This is a genomic window from Devosia sp. (assembly GCF_965229025.1).
In the GTDB taxonomy this organism is placed as follows: domain Bacteria; phylum Pseudomonadota; class Alphaproteobacteria; order Rhizobiales; family Devosiaceae; genus Devosia_A.
Window position 1 is genome coordinate 53,005 of record NZ_OZ245853.1, and the last position, 22,686, is coordinate 75,690.

Annotated in this window: 19 protein-coding genes and 1 pseudogene; 4 read left to right on the top strand and 16 right to left on the bottom strand. The window is 64.1% G+C overall.

Features of this window, described 5'->3' with window-relative positions:
* Positions 1 to 286: 286 nt before the first annotated feature.
* The 7 genes from ACO06J_RS00270 to ACO06J_RS00300 form a co-directional block, all read right to left on the bottom strand.
* The gene (locus tag ACO06J_RS00270) at positions 287 to 1,897 is read right to left on the bottom strand and encodes an ABC transporter substrate-binding protein (RefSeq protein WP_421758699.1); all 1,611 of its coding nucleotides are present in this window, start codon (positions 1,895 to 1,897) and stop codon (positions 287 to 289) included.
* Positions 1,898 to 1,962: 65 nt separating this feature from the next.
* On the bottom strand, positions 1,963 to 2,457 hold the full coding sequence (locus ACO06J_RS00275; RefSeq protein WP_421758700.1) for a GAF domain-containing protein: 495 nt from the start codon (positions 2,455 to 2,457) through the stop codon (positions 1,963 to 1,965).
* Positions 2,454 to 3,062, bottom strand: a complete 609-nt coding sequence (locus ACO06J_RS00280; RefSeq protein ID WP_421758701.1) for a helix-turn-helix domain-containing protein — start codon at positions 3,060 to 3,062, stop codon at positions 2,454 to 2,456. Before ACO06J_RS00280 ends, ACO06J_RS00275 begins: the two co-directional genes overlap by 4 nt.
* Before the next feature lie 297 nt (positions 3,063 to 3,359).
* Positions 3,360 to 4,334 (bottom strand): NAD-dependent epimerase/dehydratase family protein, encoded by a 975-nt coding sequence (locus ACO06J_RS00285; RefSeq protein ID WP_421758702.1) that lies wholly within the window; start codon positions 4,332 to 4,334, stop codon positions 3,360 to 3,362.
* 113 nt (positions 4,335 to 4,447) lie between these two features.
* A complete protein-coding gene (locus tag ACO06J_RS00290) occupies positions 4,448 to 5,293 on the bottom strand; it encodes a GNAT family N-acetyltransferase (protein ID WP_421758703.1) in 846 nt (281 codons plus the stop codon).
* Positions 5,294 to 5,345: 52 nt separating this feature from the next.
* Positions 5,346 to 6,539: an ROK family transcriptional regulator gene (locus ACO06J_RS00295; RefSeq protein ID WP_421758704.1), complete on the bottom strand. Its 1,194-nt coding sequence runs from the start codon at positions 6,537 to 6,539 to the stop codon at positions 5,346 to 5,348.
* Between the two features lie 121 nt (positions 6,540 to 6,660).
* Positions 6,661 to 7,815, bottom strand: coding sequence for a mandelate racemase/muconate lactonizing enzyme family protein (locus ACO06J_RS00300; protein ID WP_421758705.1), 1,155 nt, complete (start codon positions 7,813 to 7,815; stop codon positions 6,661 to 6,663).
* A 156-nt stretch (positions 7,816 to 7,971) separates the two neighbouring features.
* On the opposite strand from ACO06J_RS00300, the gene ACO06J_RS00305 reads away from it, so the two are divergent.
* Together ACO06J_RS00305 and ACO06J_RS00310 are read left to right on the top strand one after the other, a co-directional pair.
* Entirely contained in the window at positions 7,972 to 8,667 is a 696-nt protein-coding gene (locus tag ACO06J_RS00305; RefSeq protein ID WP_421758706.1) for a GntR family transcriptional regulator, read from the top strand.
* Between the two features lie 240 nt (positions 8,668 to 8,907).
* Complete coding sequence (locus ACO06J_RS00310) at positions 8,908 to 9,843, top strand: NAD-dependent epimerase/dehydratase family protein (RefSeq protein WP_421758707.1); 936 nt, start codon at positions 8,908 to 8,910, stop codon at positions 9,841 to 9,843.
* Between the two features lie 218 nt (positions 9,844 to 10,061).
* Here the strand turns inward: ACO06J_RS00310 and ACO06J_RS00315 are convergent, their stop codons facing one another.
* From ACO06J_RS00315 to ACO06J_RS00350, 8 genes and pseudogenes are all read right to left on the bottom strand, one after another.
* Positions 10,062 to 11,540: a mannitol dehydrogenase family protein gene (locus ACO06J_RS00315; RefSeq protein ID WP_421758708.1), complete on the bottom strand. Its 1,479-nt coding sequence runs from the start codon at positions 11,538 to 11,540 to the stop codon at positions 10,062 to 10,064.
* A 37-nt stretch (positions 11,541 to 11,577) separates the two neighbouring features.
* Positions 11,578 to 12,579 (bottom strand): ABC transporter ATP-binding protein, encoded by a 1,002-nt coding sequence (locus ACO06J_RS00320; protein WP_421758709.1) that lies wholly within the window; start codon positions 12,577 to 12,579, stop codon positions 11,578 to 11,580.
* 13 nt (positions 12,580 to 12,592) lie between these two features.
* Positions 12,593 to 13,165, bottom strand: a pseudogene (locus ACO06J_RS00325) (carbohydrate ABC transporter permease); the annotation flags it as partial.
* A gap of 475 nt (positions 13,166 to 13,640) precedes the next feature.
* Entirely contained in the window at positions 13,641 to 14,504 is an 864-nt protein-coding gene (locus tag ACO06J_RS00330; protein ID WP_421758710.1) for a carbohydrate ABC transporter permease, read from the bottom strand.
* A 133-nt stretch (positions 14,505 to 14,637) separates the two neighbouring features.
* Positions 14,638 to 15,933 carry an ABC transporter substrate-binding protein gene (locus ACO06J_RS00335; protein ID WP_421758711.1) on the bottom strand — a complete coding sequence of 432 codons (1,296 nt, stop codon included), beginning with the start codon at positions 15,931 to 15,933 and terminating at the stop codon, positions 14,638 to 14,640.
* A gap of 156 nt (positions 15,934 to 16,089) precedes the next feature.
* The gene (locus tag ACO06J_RS00340) at positions 16,090 to 17,049 is read right to left on the bottom strand and encodes a sugar-binding transcriptional regulator (protein ID WP_421758712.1); all 960 of its coding nucleotides are present in this window, start codon (positions 17,047 to 17,049) and stop codon (positions 16,090 to 16,092) included.
* 95 nt (positions 17,050 to 17,144) lie between these two features.
* A complete protein-coding gene (locus ACO06J_RS00345; RefSeq protein WP_421758713.1) occupies positions 17,145 to 18,842 on the bottom strand; it encodes a DUF6311 domain-containing protein in 1,698 nt (565 codons plus the stop codon).
* The gene (locus tag ACO06J_RS00350) at positions 18,839 to 19,609 is read right to left on the bottom strand and encodes an SDR family NAD(P)-dependent oxidoreductase (RefSeq protein WP_421758714.1); all 771 of its coding nucleotides are present in this window, start codon (positions 19,607 to 19,609) and stop codon (positions 18,839 to 18,841) included. The genes ACO06J_RS00345 and ACO06J_RS00350 overlap by 4 nt, the downstream gene beginning before the upstream one ends.
* A gap of 224 nt (positions 19,610 to 19,833) precedes the next feature.
* On the opposite strand from ACO06J_RS00350, the gene pncB reads away from it, so the two are divergent.
* Positions 19,834 to 21,141, top strand: coding sequence for a nicotinate phosphoribosyltransferase (gene pncB / locus ACO06J_RS00355; protein WP_421758715.1), 1,308 nt, complete (start codon positions 19,834 to 19,836; stop codon positions 21,139 to 21,141).
* A gap of 7 nt (positions 21,142 to 21,148) precedes the next feature.
* Positions 21,149 to 21,904: a hydroxypyruvate isomerase family protein gene (locus tag ACO06J_RS00360; protein WP_421758716.1), complete on the top strand. Its 756-nt coding sequence runs from the start codon at positions 21,149 to 21,151 to the stop codon at positions 21,902 to 21,904.
* A gap of 1 nt (position 21,905) precedes the next feature.
* On the opposite strand, the gene ACO06J_RS00365 is transcribed toward ACO06J_RS00360, so the two are convergent.
* The gene (locus tag ACO06J_RS00365) at positions 21,906 to 22,670 is read right to left on the bottom strand and encodes a hypothetical protein (RefSeq protein ID WP_421758717.1); all 765 of its coding nucleotides are present in this window, start codon (positions 22,668 to 22,670) and stop codon (positions 21,906 to 21,908) included.
* Between the last annotated feature and the right edge of the window lie 16 nt (positions 22,671 to 22,686).

Sequence of the window (22,686 nt, forward strand, 5' to 3'; positions counted from 1 at the left end):
ACAGGAGGTTGGAGTTTGCGCCTTCTTGCCGTTTGGGAGAAGGGGTGTGGTTGGAGTGGAGCTCGTCGCGTTGCTCCGAGCTCGCGCCACGGGGTGTCGCGGACCCCTCATCCGCCCTTCGGGCACCTAAGCCATTCGAGCATAGCTCTCTTGGCCTTCTCGGGGAAATCGGTCCACTGGACCGATTTCTGATCCCTCGAAGTCCCACAGGGGGAGAAGGCGACCGTCGGAAAGCCTGGTGAGGATTAAAGAACCGGCCGGAGGGTGCTCCGGCCGGCCCAGTTCGCTATTCCTTGCTCACGCCGGCGTAACGGTCGTCGGAGAAGGTGATGCCGAGGACGAGGCCCTTGACCTTGTTGCTCATGGCAACCTTACGGCTGTCCTGGAACATGTAGATGAAGGGCGAGGAGTCGGTGTGGGCGCGCTGCAGCGAGTCATACATCGCCTTGCGCTTTTCGGTGTCCTGCTCCTTGACCGCGGCGATCGCCTGGTCGGAGAGGGCGCCCGAGTTCCAGCCGAAGCGATCGGCGAGGTTGCCGTGCGTGCCGTCCGGATCGCTGGCGTCATGGACGGTGAAGGCCTTCACGTTCGAATTCGGATCGGGATAATCCGGACCCCAGAGGCCAACCCAGATGTCGAGCTGGTGCGAACGATAGCGATCGAGCCACTGGCCGCCGTCGACGACCTGGAGATCGAGGTTGATGCCGGCCTGCGCCATGGTGGCCTGCACGGCCTGGGCGTAGTCGGTGTAGGGAGGGGCGTTCCAGACGACGGTTTCGAGCTTGATGGGAAGCGTCACGCCGGATTCAGCGAGCAGCGCCTTGGCCTTTTCGAGGTCGAACTTGTAGGGGTTGTAGTTGATGCCACCGCCCAGGAACCCATCGGGGATCATGGTCTGGTGCACCTTGATGGTGCCACGGCCGATGGTGTCGGCAATGCCCTGGTAGTCGACGAGGTACTTCATGGCCTCGACAACCTTGGGGTTGGAGAGGGCCGGGTTGCGCAGGTTCAGGCCGAAATAATAGATGGTCGAGGAATTGCCCTCGGCGATCGCGATGTTCGGGTTGCTGGCGACGGCGCCGATATCGTCGGGACCAAGCTTGTTTGCGATATCGATGTCACCCTTTTCGAGCGCGAGGCGCTGGGTGGCCGATTCCGGCATCTGCTGGATGAAGATCTTGTCGACGCCCGGAGCGGTGCTCCAGTAGTTCTCGTTGCGGTTGAGCAGGATCGAGACCTTCGGATCCCACTTGCCGAGCGTGAACGGGCCCGAGCCGGCCGAGTTTTCGGACTTCAGCCAGGCATTGCCGTAGTCGTTATTGCCTTCGGCAGTCTTGCCCTCATGCTCCTTGACGAGCTTGCTATCGACGATGCCGCCGGTGAAGGACGAGAGCACGTAGAGCACGAAGCTCGGTGCATAGGTCTGGTCGACCTTGATGACGAGCGTGTCGTCGTCGGTGGCCTTGATGTTGTCCTTGACGTTTTCGGGGGTGAGGCCGAACTGGGTCAGGATGAAGGCGATGCGCGAGTTGAGCAGCACGACGCGCTGCAGCGAATACTCGGCGTCGAAGGCGGTGACCGGGTTGCCGGAGGCGAACTTGGCGTCACGGTTCATCTTGAAGGTGAAGGTGGTGCCGTCGGGCGAGGTTTCCCAGCTCTTGGCGAGAACGCCATAGATCTTGGAGGGATCGGCCGGATCAAAGCTCACCAGCGGCTGATAGATCTGCTGGCTGGTCAGCACGCCGCCGACTTCGCTGACTTCAGCCGGATCGAGCGTGATGACGTCGTCGATGACGTCGGCAATGACGAGGGTATTCTTTGGCGTTTCGGCTATTGCCCCGGACGCGGTCATCATCGCGCCGACGGCAAATGCCAGAAGCGTCCTGAACAGGCGCATGGCAGTCTCCCTGGTTAAGAGGTTCTTGATGTTCCGGCGAACGCCGCCGGTTGTGGGCAGAAACATCATCGCGCGCTGATCCCCTCAAAGGTGAAGATCAGGGCGGCAATGGGCAGAAGGGTATCGACCGCGGCGAGGGCGGTGGGGGTGAAGATGCCGGCATCGCCGAGGAGCGCGACGACGCCGCGCGTCTCACCGGCAATGACGATGGGAAAGCAGGCGGTGGCGCCGTAGCCCATGGCGACGAGGCCGTCGGTTTCGGGGATGAACGCCGCCATGCCGGGCACGTCATTGCCGACGACCGGGCGCTTTTCGATGAGGATGCGGCGGTTCCACGGGCTGTCGTCGATGGGATCGACGTTGCCGACGGGGAAATGCTCTGGATTGGAGGTGCCGATGCGGTGGGTGACTGTGTAGTCGGGCGCGGTGGCGATGAAGGTGGCGGTGCGGACGCCGGGAATGGCGGTGAACAGTGCCGAGAGTATGGCGAACAGCGCCGTTGGACCGGCAGCGAGCGCGGCGATAAGTTCGGTCGCGGTTTTTGGATCGAGCGGGTTCATTCGGCGAACAACTGCATGGTGCCGACCCAGAGTTCGACCGCGGTGTCGGCGCCGATATTGGTGCCGCGATGGGGCAGGCGGCTGTTGAAGTGGAGGGTATCGCCGGCGCCGAGGGTGTAGGTGGTGCCGTCGACCTCGTAGAGCATGGTGCCGCGCACCAGGTAGACGAAGTCCTCGCCTTCGTGGCTCATCATTTCGGACGCATGGCCGGGCGGGACGTGGGAGAGGCAGGCATTGAGCTTGGCCTCGGGGAAGCCGCGCTCCAAGAACTCGTAGAAGCGCGAGGTGCCGCCGACATTGTAGGTCTGGCGCTGACCGGAATGGGTGACGACGCTGTGCTTGTGGGCGGGCGCGGTGGACACGAACTGGTCTACAGTGGTGTCGAGCGCCTTGGCGAGGTTGTAGAGCGAGGCGAGCGAGGGCGTGGAGATGCTGCGCTCGATCTGTGAGATGAAGCCGACGGTGAGGCTGGCCTCGTCCGCCACCTGCTGCTGGGTCTTGCCGAGCGCCTTGCGGCGATCGCGCAGGCGCTGGCCAAGGGTGGGGTCGATCGGCTGGACTTCGTCAGCCCGATCATGACGCTTTTCGAATTGCAGAACGGTCACTCGTGCCCCAGCGCGCGACCCAGCACAATTTTAGTCTGGGTATGAATTTTAGTGACACTAAAGTGTCGCGAGGGAGAGTCAAGGCGGGTTTTGGGGGTGTTTTGGTGCAGGCGGGGACAGGCGCTGGCATCGCGGCTGTGGACCCCCACCCCGGCCCTCCCCGCAAGGGGGAGGGAGCGCCTGCTGGAAAGGCGTCGCGCATTTTTGAGAGACCTCACCCCTCACCCTAGCGCCGCTACGTCGCTTCGCTCCTAGCTGTGCTGCCCTCTCCCCGTGAAGGGGAGAGGGGAACGGAGCCTAGTCGGACGATCGTTCCCAGGCGATGGTTTTGAGGAGGGCTTCGCGTTCGGGGGTGATCTCGGCAAAGCCGAGCTCGGACCGGATGCGGGTGGTGTCGAGGGTGAGGGGGTAGCGGAGGTCGGAGGCTTCGGCGCGGTCGATCTGCAGGCCTTTCGTCGTGGCGGGGACGGTTTCGACTTCGAGGGAGCGGTTGAGGACGACTGCGAAAGTCAGCAGCCACTCTATGGGGGTGCGAACGAACGGCTGGCCGACATTGTAGGTGCGGTTTGCGGCGCGAGGGTCAGTGGCGGCGAGCGCGATGGCGTCGGCGACGTCGTCGATATAGCCGTAGGAATTGGGCCAGCGGGCGGCGCGTTCGTCGAGCTTGGCAACGCCACCGGCGCGGGCGGCATCGATGGCCCATTTGAAACGGTGTTGCTTGTCGCCGGGGCCGAAGATCATCGGGGCGCGGATGATGGTGGCGGACAGGCGCGGATCGGCGCGGGCGGCTTCTTCGAGGGGGAGCTTGTCGTAGTCCTCGAACAGGTCGTCCTCGACGCCCTGCGGGCGGCGGGTGTTGGCGCGATAGGGGTAGCGGATGGTGCGGAGGGGGGAGTCCTCGGTGGCGGGTTCGGGTCGGACCGGCGGCGTGCCTTTTTTGAGGAGGCCCTCGTAGTTGAGGTAAACGTCGGTGGAACTGATGAGGAGGTAGCGGGCGCCGGCGGCGGCGGTGGCATCGAGCACGGGCTGGGTATTGCGCAGGCTGAGCGTGAAGATGTCGATGACGGTGGTGACGCGGTGGGTGGTGAACAGCGCGGTGAGCGCGGCGCTATCCATGCGGTCGGTGGGGGCGAAGATGGCGCCATCGGGAAGGCTGACGGGGTGCTTGCCGCGGGCGATGACGAGCGGGGTCACGCCGCGGGCGAGGAGGCGGCGGGCGATGGCGGGGCCGAGGAAGCCGGTGCCGGAGACGATGGCGATGGTCGTTGTCATGGTCTTGGGGTGGCTCTGTTGGTCGATGGATGTGTGGGCGTCCGGCCCCTCACCCGGCTCGCTTCGCTCGCCACCCTCTCCCCGGAGGGGCGAGGGGACTGAAAGGCCGCTGGCTAGCCCAACTCGAGGGTGGTGATGCCGTAGATCTGGGGGAGGGGGAGGGTGGAGGTGGGGCCGCGGTACATGCGGGCGGTTTCGAAGGCGGGGGTGAAGCCGAGGCGCTGGGCCATGGCGGTGGCGGCGGTGTTGGGCTCGGGGATATCGATGAAGATGGGGTCGGTGGCGGCGGGGGCGACGAGTGTGGCGATCAGGGCTTCGGCGATGGCGGCGCTATCGGCAAAGAGCGGGCCGATCTTCCAGCCATCGGCGGAGCGGCGGATGGTGCCGTAGCCGCGCAGGATCCCTTCTTCGAAATAGCCCTCGGTCTGGCGGGAGGGGGACGCGGCGAGCCAGGCTCTGAGGAAGGCGCGGCGATCGGCGGGGAAGTGGTCTCGGTCGTAGCTGGCGACAGTGGCGAGATCGTCGGGGTTGAGGGGGCGGACGAAGGAGCGGGTGGCGACGAGGCCACGCAGGCGCCCGCCCCAGCGGGCGCTCTTGTGGGCGAGGGTGAAGCCGGATTTGAGGTAATTGGCCTGCTGGGCCACGACGCCAGCGAGGCCGATGGTGCGGTTGGGGGCGCTGGCGATGCCAGCGTCCCAGATGGCCTTGCCGTAGCCTTTGCCGCGAAAGGCAGGGCGGACGATGTAAAGGCCGAGGAAGGCGAAGCTTTCGCCGTATTTCACCACCGAGATGCAGCCGATGGGGAGGGTGCCGAGCCAGCCCATGAGAAAGCCGGAGGGGTCGGCGGCGCGAAAGCAGGCGGCATCGTCGAGGCCGGGGTTCCAGCCCTCATCGCGGGCCCAGGAGAGGGCCAGGTCGAGATTTTCGGCGCTCATGGGGCGGATGGAAAGGGTGCTCATGACGCTGAGCGTAGGGGCAAGCGGCGTCACAAGCGAGGGTGGTGCCGTGGGTTTACCCCACAATGTCGCTGGGCTGGCGGGCAAACATCCGGCGGATCAACGCCAGCTGGCCCGCGCCCAGCGCCATGCCGTCGGCACCCCGCGTGCCGGCGGTGACGCGCGGGCGGGTCGTTGCCGGGCCGGAAAGGGTGTCGATGCCATTTGCGGTTGCGGCGACCAGGCGGTCGAGAATGGGGCGGGGCAGGGGGCCATCGATGATCACCTGCTGCGTTTCGACGGCGACGGCAGTGTTGACGACGATTTCCGCCATGGCGAGGCCAGCCTCTTCGATCCAGGGGGCGACATGCTCCTCCCAGTCGTCCCAGTGCCAGTTCCTCGTGCAGCCGTCCGGCGGGGTGATGCCGACGCGCGCCAGGCGGCGCTGGAGGGCGGCGAGCGAGGCGAGTTCGGCGCTGTAGCGCCGGTCGGTGAGGCCAGCGGTCAAGATGGCGCTCATGTTGGCCGATTGCAGGGCCGGACCATCAAACTGAGAGGGACGGGCGATGAAGCCGATTTCGATGTCGGTATTGATGAACAGGTAGACGAAGTCGGATGGCCGCGGATTTGGGTGGTTGAGCAGTTCGGCCCAGCTGCCGGCATGGCCGGCCACGAACTGCATGGTGGGAAGTCCGGTGGCGGTTTCGAGGGCGTGGGCGGCGTTGAGTTCGGCCCAGCCCCGGCGGTGGGCGGCCGGTGAAATTGTCTCGCCACCGAAGCGGCCGATGCGGCCCGGGATGGTCAGCCCGATCCCCTGGACGCGGCTGCGCTGCGATGGATCGAGCTTTTCCAGCATTTTGGCGATGACGGCCGCCGCGTCGTCGATGACAGTCGCGGGATCGGGGGCGTTATAGTGCGTGATGACGTGGTCGATCTGGTTGCTGACCAGATCGAGCAGGGTGATGGCCATGTGCCGCCACGAGATTTCACAGCCGATAGCGTAACCGGCCTGCGGGTTGAGAAAGAGTGGCGTGGCGGGCTGGCCGCGGCGGCCGCGCAGCACGTTGCCGCGATGGATGAGGCCCTCGGCTTCAAGTTCGCTGACGATGGCCGAGGCGGTTTGCGGTGCAAGGCCGGTGCGGCGGGAAACGTCGGCATTGGAGATGCCCGAACTCGTAAGAGCAATCGTGGTCAATACAGCGCGGCGATTGGCGGCGCGCAAATTTGAATGTTGAACGCCGCGGCCAGCCGGCGCGAAAAAATCGGTCACTTCGCAGACCCCTGCACAAACTAAGAGATGGTAGGCAGACTATGATCGATCAAGAGCTCGATTCTGCATCCGGGCCGCAGTAAGCCCAGCTAGTGTCACACCCGTCAACCCGTTCAGATTGCTACCAATTGGTCACGGAGCCATCGCGGCGGCGCAATAAAGGTGCCTGCCAGAACTTAAAGCTTTGCGCGGCGATGAGTTCCTCATTCACTTCGACGCCAAGACCCGGGGCGTCGCTCACCGGGTACGACGCCCCGACAAGCCGTGGCTGCACCGGGAAAAAGTCGGAATTGTCGAAACCCAGATGTGTTTCCGCCGGGCTCGACCGTGTTTCGAGCCACGAGAAATTGGGGACGGCGGCGGAGAAGTGCACCGTCGCAGCTGTGCAGATCGGGCCCAGCGGATTGTGGGGCATGAGGTCGACATAGTGCGCCTCGCTCCAGCCGGCGATTTTCATCGATTCCGTCAGGCCGCCGACATTGCAGACATCAATGCGGTTGAACTGGTGAATGCCGCGTTCGATGTAGGGGAGGAACTGCCACTTGGAGGCAAACTCCTCGCCGATGGCAAATGGCACGTCGGTAAGGTTTCGTAGTGATTCGTATGCCTCTGGCGTTTCGTCCCGGATCGGCTCTTCGAGAAAATCGAGGGTGCCGGACGGCATCTTCTGGCAGAAGCTGGCGGCTTCGGCGATCGACAGGCGGTGGTGATAGTCGATCCCCAGCACCACATCGTCGCCCAGTTCTTCGCGGGCCTTGACCATCCACTTGGCAGTGACCCCGATCGACTCACGTGGCTCGAAGATTTCGGGCTGGCCGTGATGGGCGGGGGAAAGGCGCATGGCGTTCCAGCCATGGGCCATCAGCATTTTCGCCTGCTCGATCATTTCGGGCCCAGGCTCGCCGCTGGTGGTGGCGAAGGTGGGGATGGTATCGCGCACCTTGCCGCCGAGCAGCTGGTGGACCGGTACGCCGAGGGCCTTGCCCTTGATGTCATAGAGAGCGATGTCGATGGCCGACTGCGCCGCAGCGAGGACGCGGCCGCCCTCGAAATACTGGCTGCGATAGAGCAACTGCCAGATGTGATTGATCTTGAAGGGGTCCATGCCGATGAGGATTTCGGCAAAGTGCTCGATAGCGCCGACCACCGCCTTTTCACGACCCGAGAGGCCGCTTTCGCCCCAGCCGTAGATGCCCTCGTCGGTTTCGATCTTGAGGAGGAGCTGATTGCGAATGCCGACCCAGACGGCGAACGGCTTGATGGCGGTGATCTTCATGCTGCTCCGGCCGCGCGGGCGGCCTCTCCCTCTTGCAGCCGCCCGGTTGCATCCGGTCTGGCGCGGGGGGACCGTTTCAGATCGTACACTATGTGTCAATAATTGCGCTTGAAGCGGGCAATTGCCCGAACCATTGCGGTTGCGTAGAAGTGGGGGATGGAAGAGATCATCGACAGCGATATCGGCAGTATTGCGCCACCCCCGTACGAGCACGGCTCGGTCTACGAGTCGATCCGCGAAGATATCCTTTCGGGTCATCTCGCGGCCAATGAGCGGCTGGTGGTTTCGATGCTGGCGGGCAGGTATGGCACCAGTACCAACCCGGTGCGCGAGGCGCTGCAGCAACTGCGTGGCGAAGGCTTTGTTGTCTTTTCGCATAATCGCGGGGCGCGGGTGCGGCCGATCGACGAAGAGTTCGTGCGCGACATCTATGAAATGGAAGTGCTGATCGAGCCCTACCTGACCCGCTCGTTCGTGGGGCTGGTAACGGATGCCGACCTCGAACGGCTGGAAGCGATCCAGCTCGAGATCGAGACCGTGAACTTTGCCGACCAGAAGCGGCACGATACGCTCGATACCGCGTTTCATCGTACGCTTTACGATCGACACTATAATCGCCATGCCTTCGAGATGTGGTGGCGGCACCGCGAGATCCTGGGGGCGCTGAGCCGCGGCTTCCAGACGTCGTTGAGCCGTCGCAAGGCCGTGCTGAAGGAGCATCGCGAGTTGATCGCGGCGCTGAGCCAGCATGACGAGGAACTGGCGGCGGCGGTGATCACGTCGCATGTGCGGGGTTCGGGCCAGCATATCATCGAGCAGATGCGCGCCGCACGGCACCGCACGCACCCGTGATTTGGGGCTCCTGAACTCCTTTTTGAACCTAAGACTGTCGACTATCGCGTGGACGCTTGAAGGCAAGGCCCCCTCACCCGGCGCTGCGCGCCGACCTCTCCCCCCAGGGAGAGGTGTCGAGGTGGCACCATCGCGCCTCAGCTTACCTCTCCCTTCGGGGGAGAGGTTGACCCGAAGGGCCGGGTGAGGGGGCCTTCCTCTTACCAAGGAATAGCCACGCTCTCGAACCTGGGGGATGACTTGACGCAGCGGATATTGATCACGGGCGCGTCGGGCTTCGTTGGCACGCGGCTTGGCGAGGATCTCGTCTCGCGGGGGCGGGATGTGGTGCGGGTGAGCCGGACTGCGCGGGATGGATTCCTCGGGCTCGGTGATCTTACCGGGGAGACCGACTGGCGGTCGGCGCTTTCGGGGTGCGATGCGGTGGTGCACCTGATGGCGCGGGTGCACCGGGCAGGGGACGATCCGGCGACGGCGCTGCAGTTGTATCGACGCGACAATGTGGAGGTGACGCTGCGGCTGGCGCGGCAGGCGGCTGAGTTTGGGGTGCGGCGGCTGGTGTTTCTGTCGACGGTGAAGGTCAATGGCGAGAGCACGGCGCCGGGGCAGGCATTCAGTGAGACAGATGTGCCGGCGCCGGCGGACCCTTATGGGGTGAGTAAGGCCGAAGCGGAGGCGGGGCTGCGCCAGCTCAGTGCGGAGACGGGGCTCGAGGTGACGATCATCCGGCCGCCGCTGGTCTATGGGGCGGGGGCAAAAGGCAATCTCAGGACGCTGATGCGCTGGGTGGAGCAGGGCGTGCCGTTGCCGCTGGGGGCGGTGCATAACCGGCGCTCGATGGTGGGGCTGGGCAATCTCTCTGATGCGATCATTGCGGCGATCGATCATCCGGCGGCGGCGAACCGGACGTTTATGGTGTCGGATGGGGAGGACCTGTCGACAAGCGAGCTATTGCGGCGGTTGGCGCTGCTGATGGGGAAGCCGTCGCGGCTGCTGCCGGTACCGCAGGGGGTGATGGAGGGCGCGCTGCGGATGCTGGGACGGGGCGATCTGGCGACGCGGGTGCTGGGGGATTTGCGGGTGGAGAGTGGGCTGATCCGGCGGGAGTTGGAATGGGCGCCGAGGTTTGGGGTGGATGCGGGGTTGGGGGAGATGGTGGGGGCGTATCGAGAGTGAGGGCTTGTGTCCCCTCACCCTTGATAGCGACTGCCGTGGCCTTCTCGACTTAAAAAAGTGGGGCCACTGGCTCCGCACACCCCCACCCATCCTCCGGGAGGTGCCGCAACGTGGTTGTGGCGCTGTCTCTGCAAGGGCTGGGGCGGATACGGGCAGGGCTGGTGCGAGTTGATCCCCACCCCGACCCTCCTCCTGAAGAAGGGGGAGGGAGGAAGGGGTTACAAGCGGTTGGCGAGGTAGCGTTTCAGGGTTTCGCGGGTACCGAGGGACCAGAGGGTCGTGAGGGCGTGGGTGAAGGCGGCGGCGTAGGTGGGGTTGGTGGCGAGGGGGCCGAAGATGTCGGTCATCGATAGCCAGGCGGCGGGATCGGTTTTGGCGCGCTTTGCCAGCGCCGTCAGGCGGTCCCAGTTGGGGTCGTTGGGGGGGATTGGTTTGCCGCTGTCGCTTTGGCCATAGCAGTAGCGGGCCCAGAGGGCGGAGACGAGGGCGAGGCCAGTGACGGACTTGCCGGCCTTGAGGCGATCGGCCGCCGAGGGGAGGATGAATTTGGGCTGCCGGTTTGAGCCATCGAGGCAGAGCCGGGTGATGGTGTCGCCGATCTTGGGGTTGGAAAAACGGCGCTCGATCAGGGCGTAGTAGTCATCGAGGTTTGTGTCGGGGACGGGCGGGACGACGGGGATGATCTCGTCGTTTTCGACCTTGCGGAGGAAATCGCGGATCAGCGGCTCTTCCATGGCTTCATGGACGAAGTGGATATCCATGAGGCCACCCGGATAGGCGATGGTGGCGTGGCCGCCGTTGAGGATGCGGATCTTCATCAGCTCGAACGGAGCAACGTCAGGGACGAACTGCACGCCGACTTTTTCGAGGGCGGGGCGGCCGGCGGGGAAGTGATCTTCCAGCACCCATTGCTTGAACTGTTCGCAGAACACCGGCCACTGGTCGACGATCCGGAAATCGCGGGAAAGGGCGTCGCGTTCGCGCTGGGTGGTGGCGGGGGTGATGCGATCGACCATGCCGTTGGGGAATGCGACATTGGTACGGACCCAGGCGGCGAGGGCGGGATCGATGAGTTCGGCGAGGCCGGTGACAGCGTTCTGGGTGACGTGGCCGTTGCCGGGGATGTTGTCGCAGCTCATCACGGTGAAGGGGACGATGCCCGCGGCACGGCGGGCAGCGAGGCCGGCGAGGATGAGGCCGAAGGCGGTTTTGGGGGCGGCGAAATTGGCGGCGTCGGCAGCGATATCCGGGTGGGTGGGATCGAAGCGCTGGGTGGCGGGATCGATGTAGTAGCCGCCTTCGGTGACGGTGAGCGAGACGATGCGGATGGCGGGATCGCTGAGGGTGGCGAGGGTTCTGGCAACATCGCCGATGGGGAGGAAATCGACCATCGAGGCGGTGACGCGGGCGGAGGTGGCGGCGGCTTCCTGCTCGACTACGGTGGTCAGCCAGTCCTGCGAGTGGAGCTTGTTGCGCATATCGGCGTCGGCGGGACGGACGCCGGCGCCGATCAGCGCCCAGTCGTGATCGAGGCCGAGGTTGAAGAGGTCATCGAGATAGACCGCCTGGTGGGCGCGGTGGAAATTGCCGACGCCGAAATGCACGATGCCTGCGCTGAGCGCCGCCTGGGTGTAGTGCGGAACTGCGGCGCGCTCGGAAATCTCCGGGAGGGAGGCAGCGGAGAGTTCGATGGGCATCTTGACCTCGTCGTCGTAGTGGCGGCTCAAGCCGCGCTTAGCTGATGGCGATCCCGGCGCTGTCGAACCGATAGATGCGGGAGGGATCGGGGGTGAGCCAGACATCATCGCCGTGGCTGAGGGCGATGTCACCACCCGTGCGCACTGTCTGGAGGCTCCCGTCCTCGAGATGGATGTGAAGGAAGGTGTCGGAGCCGAGGTGTTCGGCGACGCCGACCTGGCCCCTCCAGTCGCCACCGTCCTTGGACACCGAGACGTGCTCGGGGCGGACGCCGATGGCGGCTGCGTTGTAGCGCGAGGCGATCTGACCTTCGAAGAAGTTCATCCGGGGCGAGCCGATGAAGCCGGCGACGAAGCGGTTGGCGGGGCGCTTGTAGAGATCCATCGGCGAGCCATACTGCTCGATGCGGCCGGCGTTCAAGACCACGATCTTGTCGGCCATGGTCATGGCTTCGACCTGGTCGTGGGTGACGTAGACCATGGTAGTCTTGAGCTGTTGGTGCAGTTCGCTGATTTCGAGCCGCATGTTGACGCGGAGCGCCGCGTCGAGGTTGGAGAGCGGCTCGTCAAAGAGGAACGCCTTGGGTTCGCGCACGATGGCGCGGCCGATGGCGACGCGCTGGCGTTGGCCGCCGGAGAGGGCGCGGGGCTTCCGATCAAGATAATCGTTGAGGTTGAGGATGCGGGCGGCATCGGCGACTTTGCCGGCGATGGCGGCCTTGTCCATCTTGGCCATCCTGAGGGGGAAGGCGATGTTGTCGCGCACACTCATATGCGGGTAGAGCGCGTAGGACTGAAACACCATGGCGAGGCCGCGATGGGCGGGGCCCTTTTCGGTGACGTCCGCGCCATCGAGGCGGATGGCGCCGGAGGTGACGTCCTCGAGCCCGGCGATGAGCCGGAGCAGGGTGGACTTGCCGCAGCCGGAGGGGCCGACGAAGACCACGAACTCGCCATCGGCGATTTCGAGGCTGGCATCGGGGATCACCTGGTGGCCGCCGAAGGACTTGTTGACGTGTTCGAGCGTGATCGAGCCCATGTGAGCCTCTCTCTTATTTGACGGCGCCGAAGGTGAGACCGCGGACGAGTTGTTTCTGGCTGAACCAGCCGATGATCAGGATGGGTGCGATGGCCATGACCGAGGCGGCGCTGAGCTTGGCCCAGAACTGACCTTCGGGGCTGGAGTATTCGGAGATGAAAAAGCTCAGCGGCGCGGCGTATTTGTTGGTGAGGTTGAGCGACCAGAAGGCCTCGTTCCAGGTGAGGATGAGGTTGAGGAGGCACGTCGAGGCGATGCCGGGAAGCGCCATTGGCATGAGGACGCGGGTCAGCTCGTTCCAGATATGGGCGCCATCCATGCGGGCGGCCTCAAGGATCGCCATCGGGATTTCCTTGAAGTAGGTGAACAGCATCCAGATAAAGATGGGGAGGTTCAGCATAGTCATCAGTGGGACCATGCCCCAGAGGCTATCCATCAGGTTGAATTCACGCAGGTCCACCACGCCCCAGTCGCGGAAGACGAGGCCGTTGCGGTTGAAGATCAGGTAGATCGGGATCAGCGCGCCGGCGGGCGGCATCATCTTGGTGGAGAGCATCCAGAGGAGCGTGCCGGGGGTGTTGCGGGTCCAGACCCAGATGGTGGCGGGGACGACCAGCAGCAGAAGCAGCGCGAGGCCGACGAAGAAATTGCTGACCTTCCAGTCGTTCACATAGAGGACGACGAAGCAGACTGCGGCGGCGCCGAGCATGATGGCGAGCCAGGTCCAGCCGTTGAGGCGGCTTGTTGGCTTGTCGATGGGGGCGAAGGCCAGCGACCAGGCGGCGGGGACGGCGAGCGCCAGGGCGAGGGCGGTCGAGAAGATGACGATCAGCCCGGTGTTGACGACATAGCGCACATAGTCGGAGCGCTCCTGCACGATGCCGAAGTTTTCGAGTGTCCACGGGGTGGTGAGGAAGTTCTGGGGGAGCGTGTAGGCGTCGGACTCGGTCTTGAGCGAGGCGACGACAGTCCAGAAGATCGGGAAGAACAGCAGGATCCCGAGCGCCCAGCCGAGGACGGTGAGGGCGATGGTGCGTCGTGTGGATTGCCGGCGTGCCATTTCAGTTCTCCAGATTCCGCCCGACGAGGCGGACGAGGAAGGCGGACACGAAGTTTGCAAGGACCACGGCGACGAGGCCGCCCGCGGCTGCCATGCCGACATCGTTGGCGTCGTTGAGCTGGGAGAAGACGAGATAGGTGAGGTTGCCGGCAAAGCCGCCGACGGAGGTGACCTTGATCTCGGCGAAGACGTTGAGAATGAAGATGGTCTCGATGAGGATCACCACGGTGATCGGACGCGCGAGGTGCGGCAGGACGATGAAGCGGAAGTAGTTGAGCGGGTTGGCGCCATCCATGGCGGAGGCATCCTTTTGCTCTTCATCGAGTGATTGCAGCGCCGTGAGCAGGATCAGCGCTGCATAGGGCAGCCATTGCCAGGCGACGATCATGCCGACGGAAAACAGCGGCAGCCGGCCGAACCAATCGAGCGGCGCAAAGCCGAAGAACCGCTGGATCTCGGCAAACAGGCCGAAGACCGGATGCATGATCAGGTTCTTCCAGACCAGCGAGGACACGGTTGGCATGATGAAGAAGGGCGAGATCACCATGAGCCGGACGATGCCGCGGCCCCAGAAGGGCTGATCGAGCAGCAGCGCGAGGAAGGTGCCGCCGACGACGGTGGTGACGATGACGCCGACCACGAGCAGCAGGGTGTTGATCAGATCCTTCAAAAAGAACGGATCCTTGAAGAAATAGTAGAAATTGGAGAACCCGGCCCAGCCGGTGTTATCGGGATCCTGCAGGTTGTAGCGCAGGAACGCGAAGTAGAACGTCAGCGCCAGCGGGATGAAGGCCCAGGCAGCCAGGGTGGCAACGGAGGGGATGAGGGCCCATTTGGCCAGAGTCTGTGCTTGCTTGGTCGCCACGGCTCAGCACCTTCCCATAAAAAGATCAGCAGCAATTGGATGACGGGCGCACCCGACCGAGCGGGGCAGCCAAACGCTGCGCGCCGCGAGAGGGGTTCCCCCCGGGCGGACCCGGGGGGAGGGAGGGGTCGGCTTACTTGATGTAGCCGGCCTTGGTCATGACGTCGGTGGTGTACTGCTGAGCCTGAGCCAGCGCGTCATCGGAGGTCATCTGACCGGCGAGGGCGGCCGAGAACAGTTCACCGACCTTGGTGCCGATGCCCTGGAACTCAGGAATGGCGACGAACTGCACGCCCGTATAGGGGACCGGCTTCACCGTGGGGTGGGTCGGATCGGCGGCATTCATCGAGTCGAGGGTCATCTTGGCGAACGGCACCTTCAGGTATTCCGGATTGGCGTAGAGTGACGCACGGGTGCCCGGAGGAACGTTGGCCCAGCCTTCCTTGGAGGCGACGAGTTCAGCGTAGTGCTTGGACGTGGCCCAGCCGATGAACTTCTGCGCGGCATCGACCTTCTGGCTGCCGGCCGGGATGGCGAGGGCCCAGGCCCAGAGCCAGTTGGCACGCTTGCCGAGGCCCTTGTCGGGCGCGAGGGTGAAGCCGACATCGGCGGCAACCGAGCTGGCCTTGGGATCGATCACGAACGAACCGGCCGCAGTGGCATCAGCCCACATGCCGCACTTGCCCGACTGGAACAGGGCGAGGTTTTCCGAGAAACCGTTGCCCGAAGCACCCTCAGGACCTGCGTCCTTCATGATGGACAGGTAGGTGTTCAGCGTGTCCTTCCACTCCTGGGTGTCGAACTGGGGCTTCCAGTTTTCGTCGAACCAGCGGGCGCCGAAGGAGTTGGCCATCGAGCCGATGAAGGCCATGTTCTCGCCCCAGCCGGCCTTGCCGCGGAGGCAGATGCCGTTCACGCCATTGGCGCGGTCGGTCATCTTGTGGGCGGCGTCGAGGATGAAATCCCAGGTCGGTGCGTCGGGCATGGTGAGCCCGGCCTTCGCCATCAGGTCCTTGCGGTACATGACGAACGAGCTCTCGCCGTAGAAGGGGGCAGCGTAGAGTTTGCCATTGGCCGAGAGGCCACCCGAGACGGCGGGGAGGATATCTGCCGGATCGTCGAGGCCGTTCAGTTCGACCAGCCAACCCTTGGCGCCCCAGATCGGGGTTTCGTACATGCCGATGGTCAGGACGTCGAACTGGCCGCCCTTGGTAGAAATGTCCTTGGTCACCTTCTGGCGGAGATCGTTCTCTTCCAGCGTCACCCAGTTGAGCTGGATATCAGGATTTGCCGCCGTGAAATCGTCCGTCAGCTTCTGCATGCGGATCATGTCGCCATTGTTGACGGTGGCGATGGTCAGCGTCTCGGCCGAGGCCGTAGAGGCGAGCGCAACAAGCATTGCACCCGCGAAAAGCGGTAGCAGTTTCATCGAATTCCTCCCTTGTCCAAAGCGAGCATTTGCTTCGGCTGTGGGCAATTACCCACAAAATTAGAGACAGAGTCAAGCGATGGGAAGCGACAATTTCTGAGGCACGTGCCTCAGAAATTGCCAATTTTGACAAAAATGTTATGAAGGATCAGATAGTTACGAAGAGGCGAGAAGCGCTTCGGCGGTGTTCTCATCGGTGAGCAAACCGTTGATCAGGCGACGATTGAGCGCCGCCCGAATGCCGAGCAATTTTTTCTGCCCCATGGCGATTGCTATGACCGTGGAGGATTCGCGCGATGGCATGGGGGCGCTGGCGACACGGTCGTTGGTGAGGCCGTCGATCATGCGGCCCTGGGCATCGAACGCCCAGCCGACGATCTCGCCGACAGCGCCGGCCTTCTGCAGCGCCTTCAGTTCGGGCTCGGTGATGAAGCCATCGAGGAACAGCGGGGCGTTGTCGCCGAGATCGCCGATGCCGATGAAGGTGACATTGGCCTTGGCGGCGAGCGCGAGGTTTTCTTTCACCATGGGCTGGCTCAGGAGCATGTCGCGTTCTCCGGCCGAGGAGGCGATGACAGGGAGCGGCATCGGGAAACTGCGGGCCTTGACCGCATCGGCCATGGAAAAGATGACGTTGTAGAACGAGGCCGAACCGTCCGGCGCGATGTTACCGGTGAGCGAGACGATGCGGTGTTGTGGGCACTCCATGGGGGTCAACTGCTCGATGGCGGCCTTGAGAGTACGGCCAGTGCCGAGCGCCATGACGATGGGAGCTTCACCCTTGAGGCGCCGCTCGATCTCGACGGCAGCGGCCTGGGCGAGCCCGAGCACGGTGGAGGAGGAGCCAGGATCGGAGGGGACGATTTCGGAAAAATCGAGGGCGTAGCGGTCGCGCAGTTTCTCGGCGAGTTCCATGCAGCGCGCGATGGGGTGATCGAGCCGAACCTTGATCAGGCCTTCGCTAACCGAGAGCGAGACGAGGCGCTGGGCGGTCTGGCGGGAGATGCCGAGTTTCTTGGCGATCTGCTCCTGGTTGTTGCCGGCGACATAGTAGAGCCAGCCGGCACGGGCGGCATCATCGAGGCGGGTGCCGGCGCTATCGAGTTTGGTCGCCATCAGGCAGTTATCCTTGGCACGATCGGTGCCGCATTGGGCATATACTCACGCAATGAGCTTTTGCCCGCAAGGGGGTTGTGGGGTCGGCGGCCGGGTCATGGCGCAGGGGTGAAATCGGGCACCGGGATGCCTGCTGCATCGAGCACCGTTCTGCCGCCGCGGGCAAAGACGATGACCCCATCGATACGGGCCAAAAGATCGCCGGGTTGCAAGTGTTTTTCAGCGGCGGCGGCGCCCGCGTCATCGAGAGAATAGATGGCGCCGGTGTCGAAACTGCCATCGGCTAGCGCCTGTTGTGACGTGGCGACAGCGTTGGCCAGCGCGGTGGGATCGACGCGGCCGAGATAGGCGGCGTCGGTGCCCATGCCGTGGGTTTCGGCATACCAGCTCAATTCACGCCAGAACTTTGGTTCGTTCTCGACCGGGATGGTGCGCACCCGCTGGTAGTGGGGGGCGAGGGCCTCCCAGGCTGGCGAGACGAGCGTGGTGTGCCATGACGCCCCGATCTTGCTTTCGCCGACATAAAGTGAACGCCAGGCGCGCTGGGTATCGACGAGCTGGATCAGCACGCAGGCCCCGGCGATGGCGAGGGCGCGGCTGGCTTTGGTCTCGCGGGAGATCAGGGTGAGGGTGCCGAAGATGATCAGGTAGCCCAATGGCCAGAACATGCGGGCCGAGCTGCGGAAGATGTTGAAGAACTTTTCGAGCCAATCGGGCAGGGGCAGGCGGAAGAGTTCGATCGAGCCGAAGGCGACGCGGTGGCTGAGGGCGAAGATGGCCATAGCGAGCGCGGCAAGGATGAGCGGCAGGTAGGTGCTGGAGATGAGAGGGCGGAGGCTATGGCGCTTCAGCCCGATCAGCGCGATGGCGATGCCGATGAAGAGACCGAGCCCGATATAGTTGATGCCCTCCCACTCATAGACATTGGTGGTGACGCCGGGCAGCACCAGCGAGAAGAACTTGTCGGGATTGAAAGGCCCGAGGAGGTTCATGCGGAACTGCCCGAACCCCCAGCTGCCGACCGAGCCGACCATGAAGATGCCGACGGCCCAGAGCACGATGGCCATGGAGACGGCGGTGAACGCGATTTCGAAGAGCGTTGCGGCGGGTCGCAGGCGGCGTTGCCAGAAGCGCTGGAGGAGCGAGGCGGCCCAGATGGCGAAGACCATGGCCATCAGGTAACCGTGGATGGCCGAAACGGTGGCGAGGAGCAGCGGCCAGGCCCAGGCGGGGAGCGTTTCGCGGCGCAGATAGAGCCAGATCGCCGCAAGGATGGTCCAGTGGCCCGAGAGCGCCATGTGGACATCGAGCCGGGCGAGAAAGGCGGGCTGGAACACGCAGAACAGCGCGGCGATCAGTGCCATGGGGCGCGACAGGCGGAGTTCGTGCGCGATCAGGGCGGCGAACATGGCCTGCAGCATGAAGCTCAAAAGGTGCCAGTAGCCCCAATACTGGAAGGTTTTCGGCAGCCACGAGCCAAGCAGCTTGAAGGGGAAGGCAAAGAGCGGCAGCGAATCCGAGAGGCCGACACCGCTCGCAATCTCGAGGCCATAGAGCGGGCTGGCGCCGGGTGGCCAGCCCCAGGGGGCATCGCGGAAATACCACCAGCCCAGGGTGTGCATGGCCTGATCGTATTGGCCGAGCCAGAGGATGTTTGTGGGATCAAGCGTGGCGGGGCCACGGATGATGAAGAAGGCGATGAGGCCGATGATCAGGGCAGGAACGATTGCCGGGGTTTCGGTGGGGGTTTCGCCCCGCGCGGGCGTTGCCGTCTCCGGCCCAATCACGGTCATTGTTTTTTCGGTGAGCCTCCGAGCGCGGCACGCATGCCGCCATCGACGCGTAATACCTCGCCGGTGATGAAAGAAGCGTTTGCCGAGGCGAGGAAGACCACGGCGTTGGCGACCTCGGACGGCAAGCCCGGCCGGCCGAGCGGGTGCATGGCGCGGATCTCGGCCATCACGGCTTCCGGGTCGTCGGCGATGGCGACGGCGTTGCGGAGGAGCGGGGTATCGATGGAGCCCGGGGCGACGCCGTTCACGCGGACGCCATAGGGGGCGTAATCGACGGCCATGGAGCGAACGAGGCCGACGATGCCGTGCTTTGAGACGGAGTAGGCGGTGACCCCGGTTTGCGAGGCGACACCTTGCACCGAGGCCATGTGGACGACGCTGCCACGGCTTAGGCGCAGCATGGGCATGACGGCGCGGGAAATAAGGTAGGCGCCCTTGAGGTTGACGTTGAGGGTCTTGTCCCAGAGGGCTTCGTCGGTGGTTTCGACAGTGCCGTAAGTCTGGATGCCGGCATTGTGGGAGAGCACATCGAGGCCGCCGAAGGCGGTTTCGGCGCGCTGTGCGGCGGCGGCGCAATCCTCCGCGCTGGCGACGGAACCGACGACGATTTCGACCTTGTTGCCCTTGGCCCTGAGCACGGCGGCGGTGGTCTCAAGGCCGGGGCCATCGACATCGAGCAGTACGAGGCTCGCGCCATTGGCGGCGAAGGCCTCGGCGACGGCTTGGCCAATGCCCTTGGCGGCGCCGGTGACGAGTACGCGTTGCATTTTTCCCTCCCGTTTTTCTCGGGCGCATATCAGCATTGGCTGGGACGAGGCGGAAGCTGGAAACGCTCTGATGGCATACCCGCAGAAAGTTGAGGCTGACAATCCGGCCCTCGACGGGTAAGCGAATGGGGTGGGCGCTTTCATCGGTAAATGCCGATGAAGTGCCCTTTTCTTTTGTGACGCTACCGCCTAGACACAAAGGGCGAGTGCGAAGGGACGACAGGATGGCGAAGACCGATATTGCGAGGCGGGTGTATAACCACGCCTGGAAACTCGACCCGATCGTTCGCAGCCTGCTCGATACCGATTTCTACAAGCTATTGATGTTGCAGATGATCTGGGGGCTATACCCGCAGGTCGAGGCGACGTTTTCGCTGATCAACCGCAAGACCAGCGTCAGGCTGGCCGAGGAGATCGACGAGGAAGAGTTGCGGGCGCAACTCGACCATGCGCGCTCGCTGCGGTTTTCGAAAAAGGAAATGATCTGGCTGGCGGGTAACAGCTTTTATGGCTCCAAGCAGATCTTTGCGCCGGAGTTCCTGCGCTGGCTGGAGGGGTTCCGGCTGCCGGACTATCACCTCGAAAAGCGCGATGGGCAGTATGAGCTGACGTTCCATGGCCGCTGGATCGAGACCACGATGTGGGAGATCCCGGCGCTGGCGATCATTAACGAGCTGCGCTCGCGGGCGGCGCTGAAGCCTTATGGGCCGTTTGCGCTGGACGTGGTTTATGCGCGGGCCAAGGCGAAGATGTGGGAAAAGGTCGAGCGGCTGAAGCAGTTGCCGGACCTCAGGATTTCAGATTTCGGCACGCGGCGGCGGCATTCGTTCCTGTGGCAGCGCTGGTGCGTTGAGGCGCTGAAGGAAGGGCTGGGGGCGGCCAATTTCACCGGCACATCGAACGTGCTGCTGGCGATGGACAATGACCTCGAGGCGCTTGGCACCAATGCGCATGAATTGCCGATGGTGCTGGCGGCGATTGCGCCGAACGAGGCGGCAGTGCGCTGGGCGCCGTATCAGGTGCTTGAGGACTGGGAGACGTATTACGGCGGGAACCTGCTGATCGTGTTGCCTGATGCGTTCGGGACGGCGGCGTTTCTGCGCGATGCGCCGGACTGGGTGGCGGACTGGACCGGGTTCCGGCCTGACAGCGCGCCGGCAGTGGAGGGTGGTGAAAAGATCATCCAGTGGTGGAAGGAGCGCGGGCGCGACCCGCGCGAAAAGCTGCTGATTTTCTCCGATGGGCTCGACGTCGACATGATCGAGGAGGCCTACCACCATTTCCGCGGACGTGTCCGGATGGCGTTTGGTTGGGGGACGAACCTCACCAATGACTTTGCCGGCTGCTCGCCGTTCCCGAACCCGCAGCTCGACCCGATTTCGCTGGTGTGCAAGGTCAGCGAAGCGGATGGGCACCCGGCGGTGAAGCTTTCGGACAACCCTGAGAAGGCGACAGGGTCTGCGGACGAGATAGCACGTTATATTCAAATTTTCGGCGATAAGGATCGCGTGTCCCACAAAGTAACGGTCTGAGGTGAACATGCGGTACTCGGCTTGCATTGAATGGCTCTTCGCGGCCGAGGCGCCATCGTTCCCCGATCGGATCCGGGCCGCCAAGGCGGCGGGGCTCGACGCGGTGGAGTTCTGGAAGTTTTCGAACAAGGATGTCGATGCGGTGCGCGCGGCGCTCGACGAGACGGGGCTGCCGCTGGCGGGGATTCTGTGCGAGCCGATTGCGCCGCTCGCGAACCCCGAGGCACATGGCTGGTTTCTCGAAGGGGTGCGCACGTCACTGGCGGCGGCGCTGAAGCTCGGCGCCAAGGTGATGATTGCGCAGGCGGGGGACGACCAGCACGGCGTGGCGCGGGCGCGCCAGCATGCCGAGATCGTCAAGGTGCTGGGCGAGGCGGCAAAGATCATCGAGGGCTCGGGCGTGACGCTGGCGCTGGAGCCGCTGAACGACCGGGTCGATCATCCGGGCTATTACCTGACCTCGACGACCGAGGGGCTCGATATTATCGATGAGGTGGGCCGGGGCGATATCCGGCTGCTCTATGATATCTACCACGCCGCGGTGATGGGCGAGGAAATCGACCTGCTCGCCGGTCGGCTCGACCGGGTGGTGCATGTGCATCTCGCCGACACGCCCGGGCGTGGCGAGCCGGGGACGGGGCGGATGGACTATGCCGAGCGGCTCGGGTGGCTGGCGGCCAATGGCTATGACGGGCTGGTTGGGCTTGAGTACAAGCCGAGCGTTGCGACGGTTGAGAGCCTGAGGTTCCGCGAGCGGGTCTAGCTCAGGCGACCCGTTCTTCGCCGCGATGGGTGATCGTCATGTAGGCGACGATGGCCGCGATGACGGCGAGGAAGATCGCGCTGGTGATGATGGTGCCGAGGCCTAGGCCGCCATATTCGAGCGGCTGGCTCAACAGGTCGCCGAAGGAGGCGCCGAGCGGGCGGGTGAAGATATAGGCGAGCCAGAAGCCGAGGATCGCATCGAGCCCGAGGAAGAAGTAGCCGATCGCCAGTGAGGCGATGATCATGCCGAAGAGGATCCCGGTGCTGAGATAGCCCAGCCCGAACTGCTCGGCGACGAGATCGCCGGCGGCGGTGCCAAGCGCAAAGGTGAACAGGATCGCCAGCCAGTAGTAGGCCTCGCGCCGGTTGGTGAAGATCGAGTGGATCGACAGCGTGCCCTCCGAGCGGAACCAGAGCGCGAAAGTGACGGCCAGTGCGATGGTGAAGACGATCGTGGTGACGAGCAGCGGCACGTGAAAATTGTCGACGAGATTGTCGGTGACCAGCGTGCCGACGATGCTGATGAGCACGACGGCGAGCCAGTAGGACCAGGGCACATAGCGCTTCTGACGGAACTGCAGGACCAGCGCGACGACGAGAACAACCGCCATCAGCACCGAGGTGAGGGTGAGGCCGAGCCCGAGATTGACGGCGAGATAGTCGGCGGCGGTTTCGCCCATGGTGACCGCCATCAGCTTGATCAGCCAGAAATCGATGGTGACCTTGGGGACGCGGTTGAACTGGGTGGCGCTCATGGTGGTCATGGTGGTTCCGTTCGCG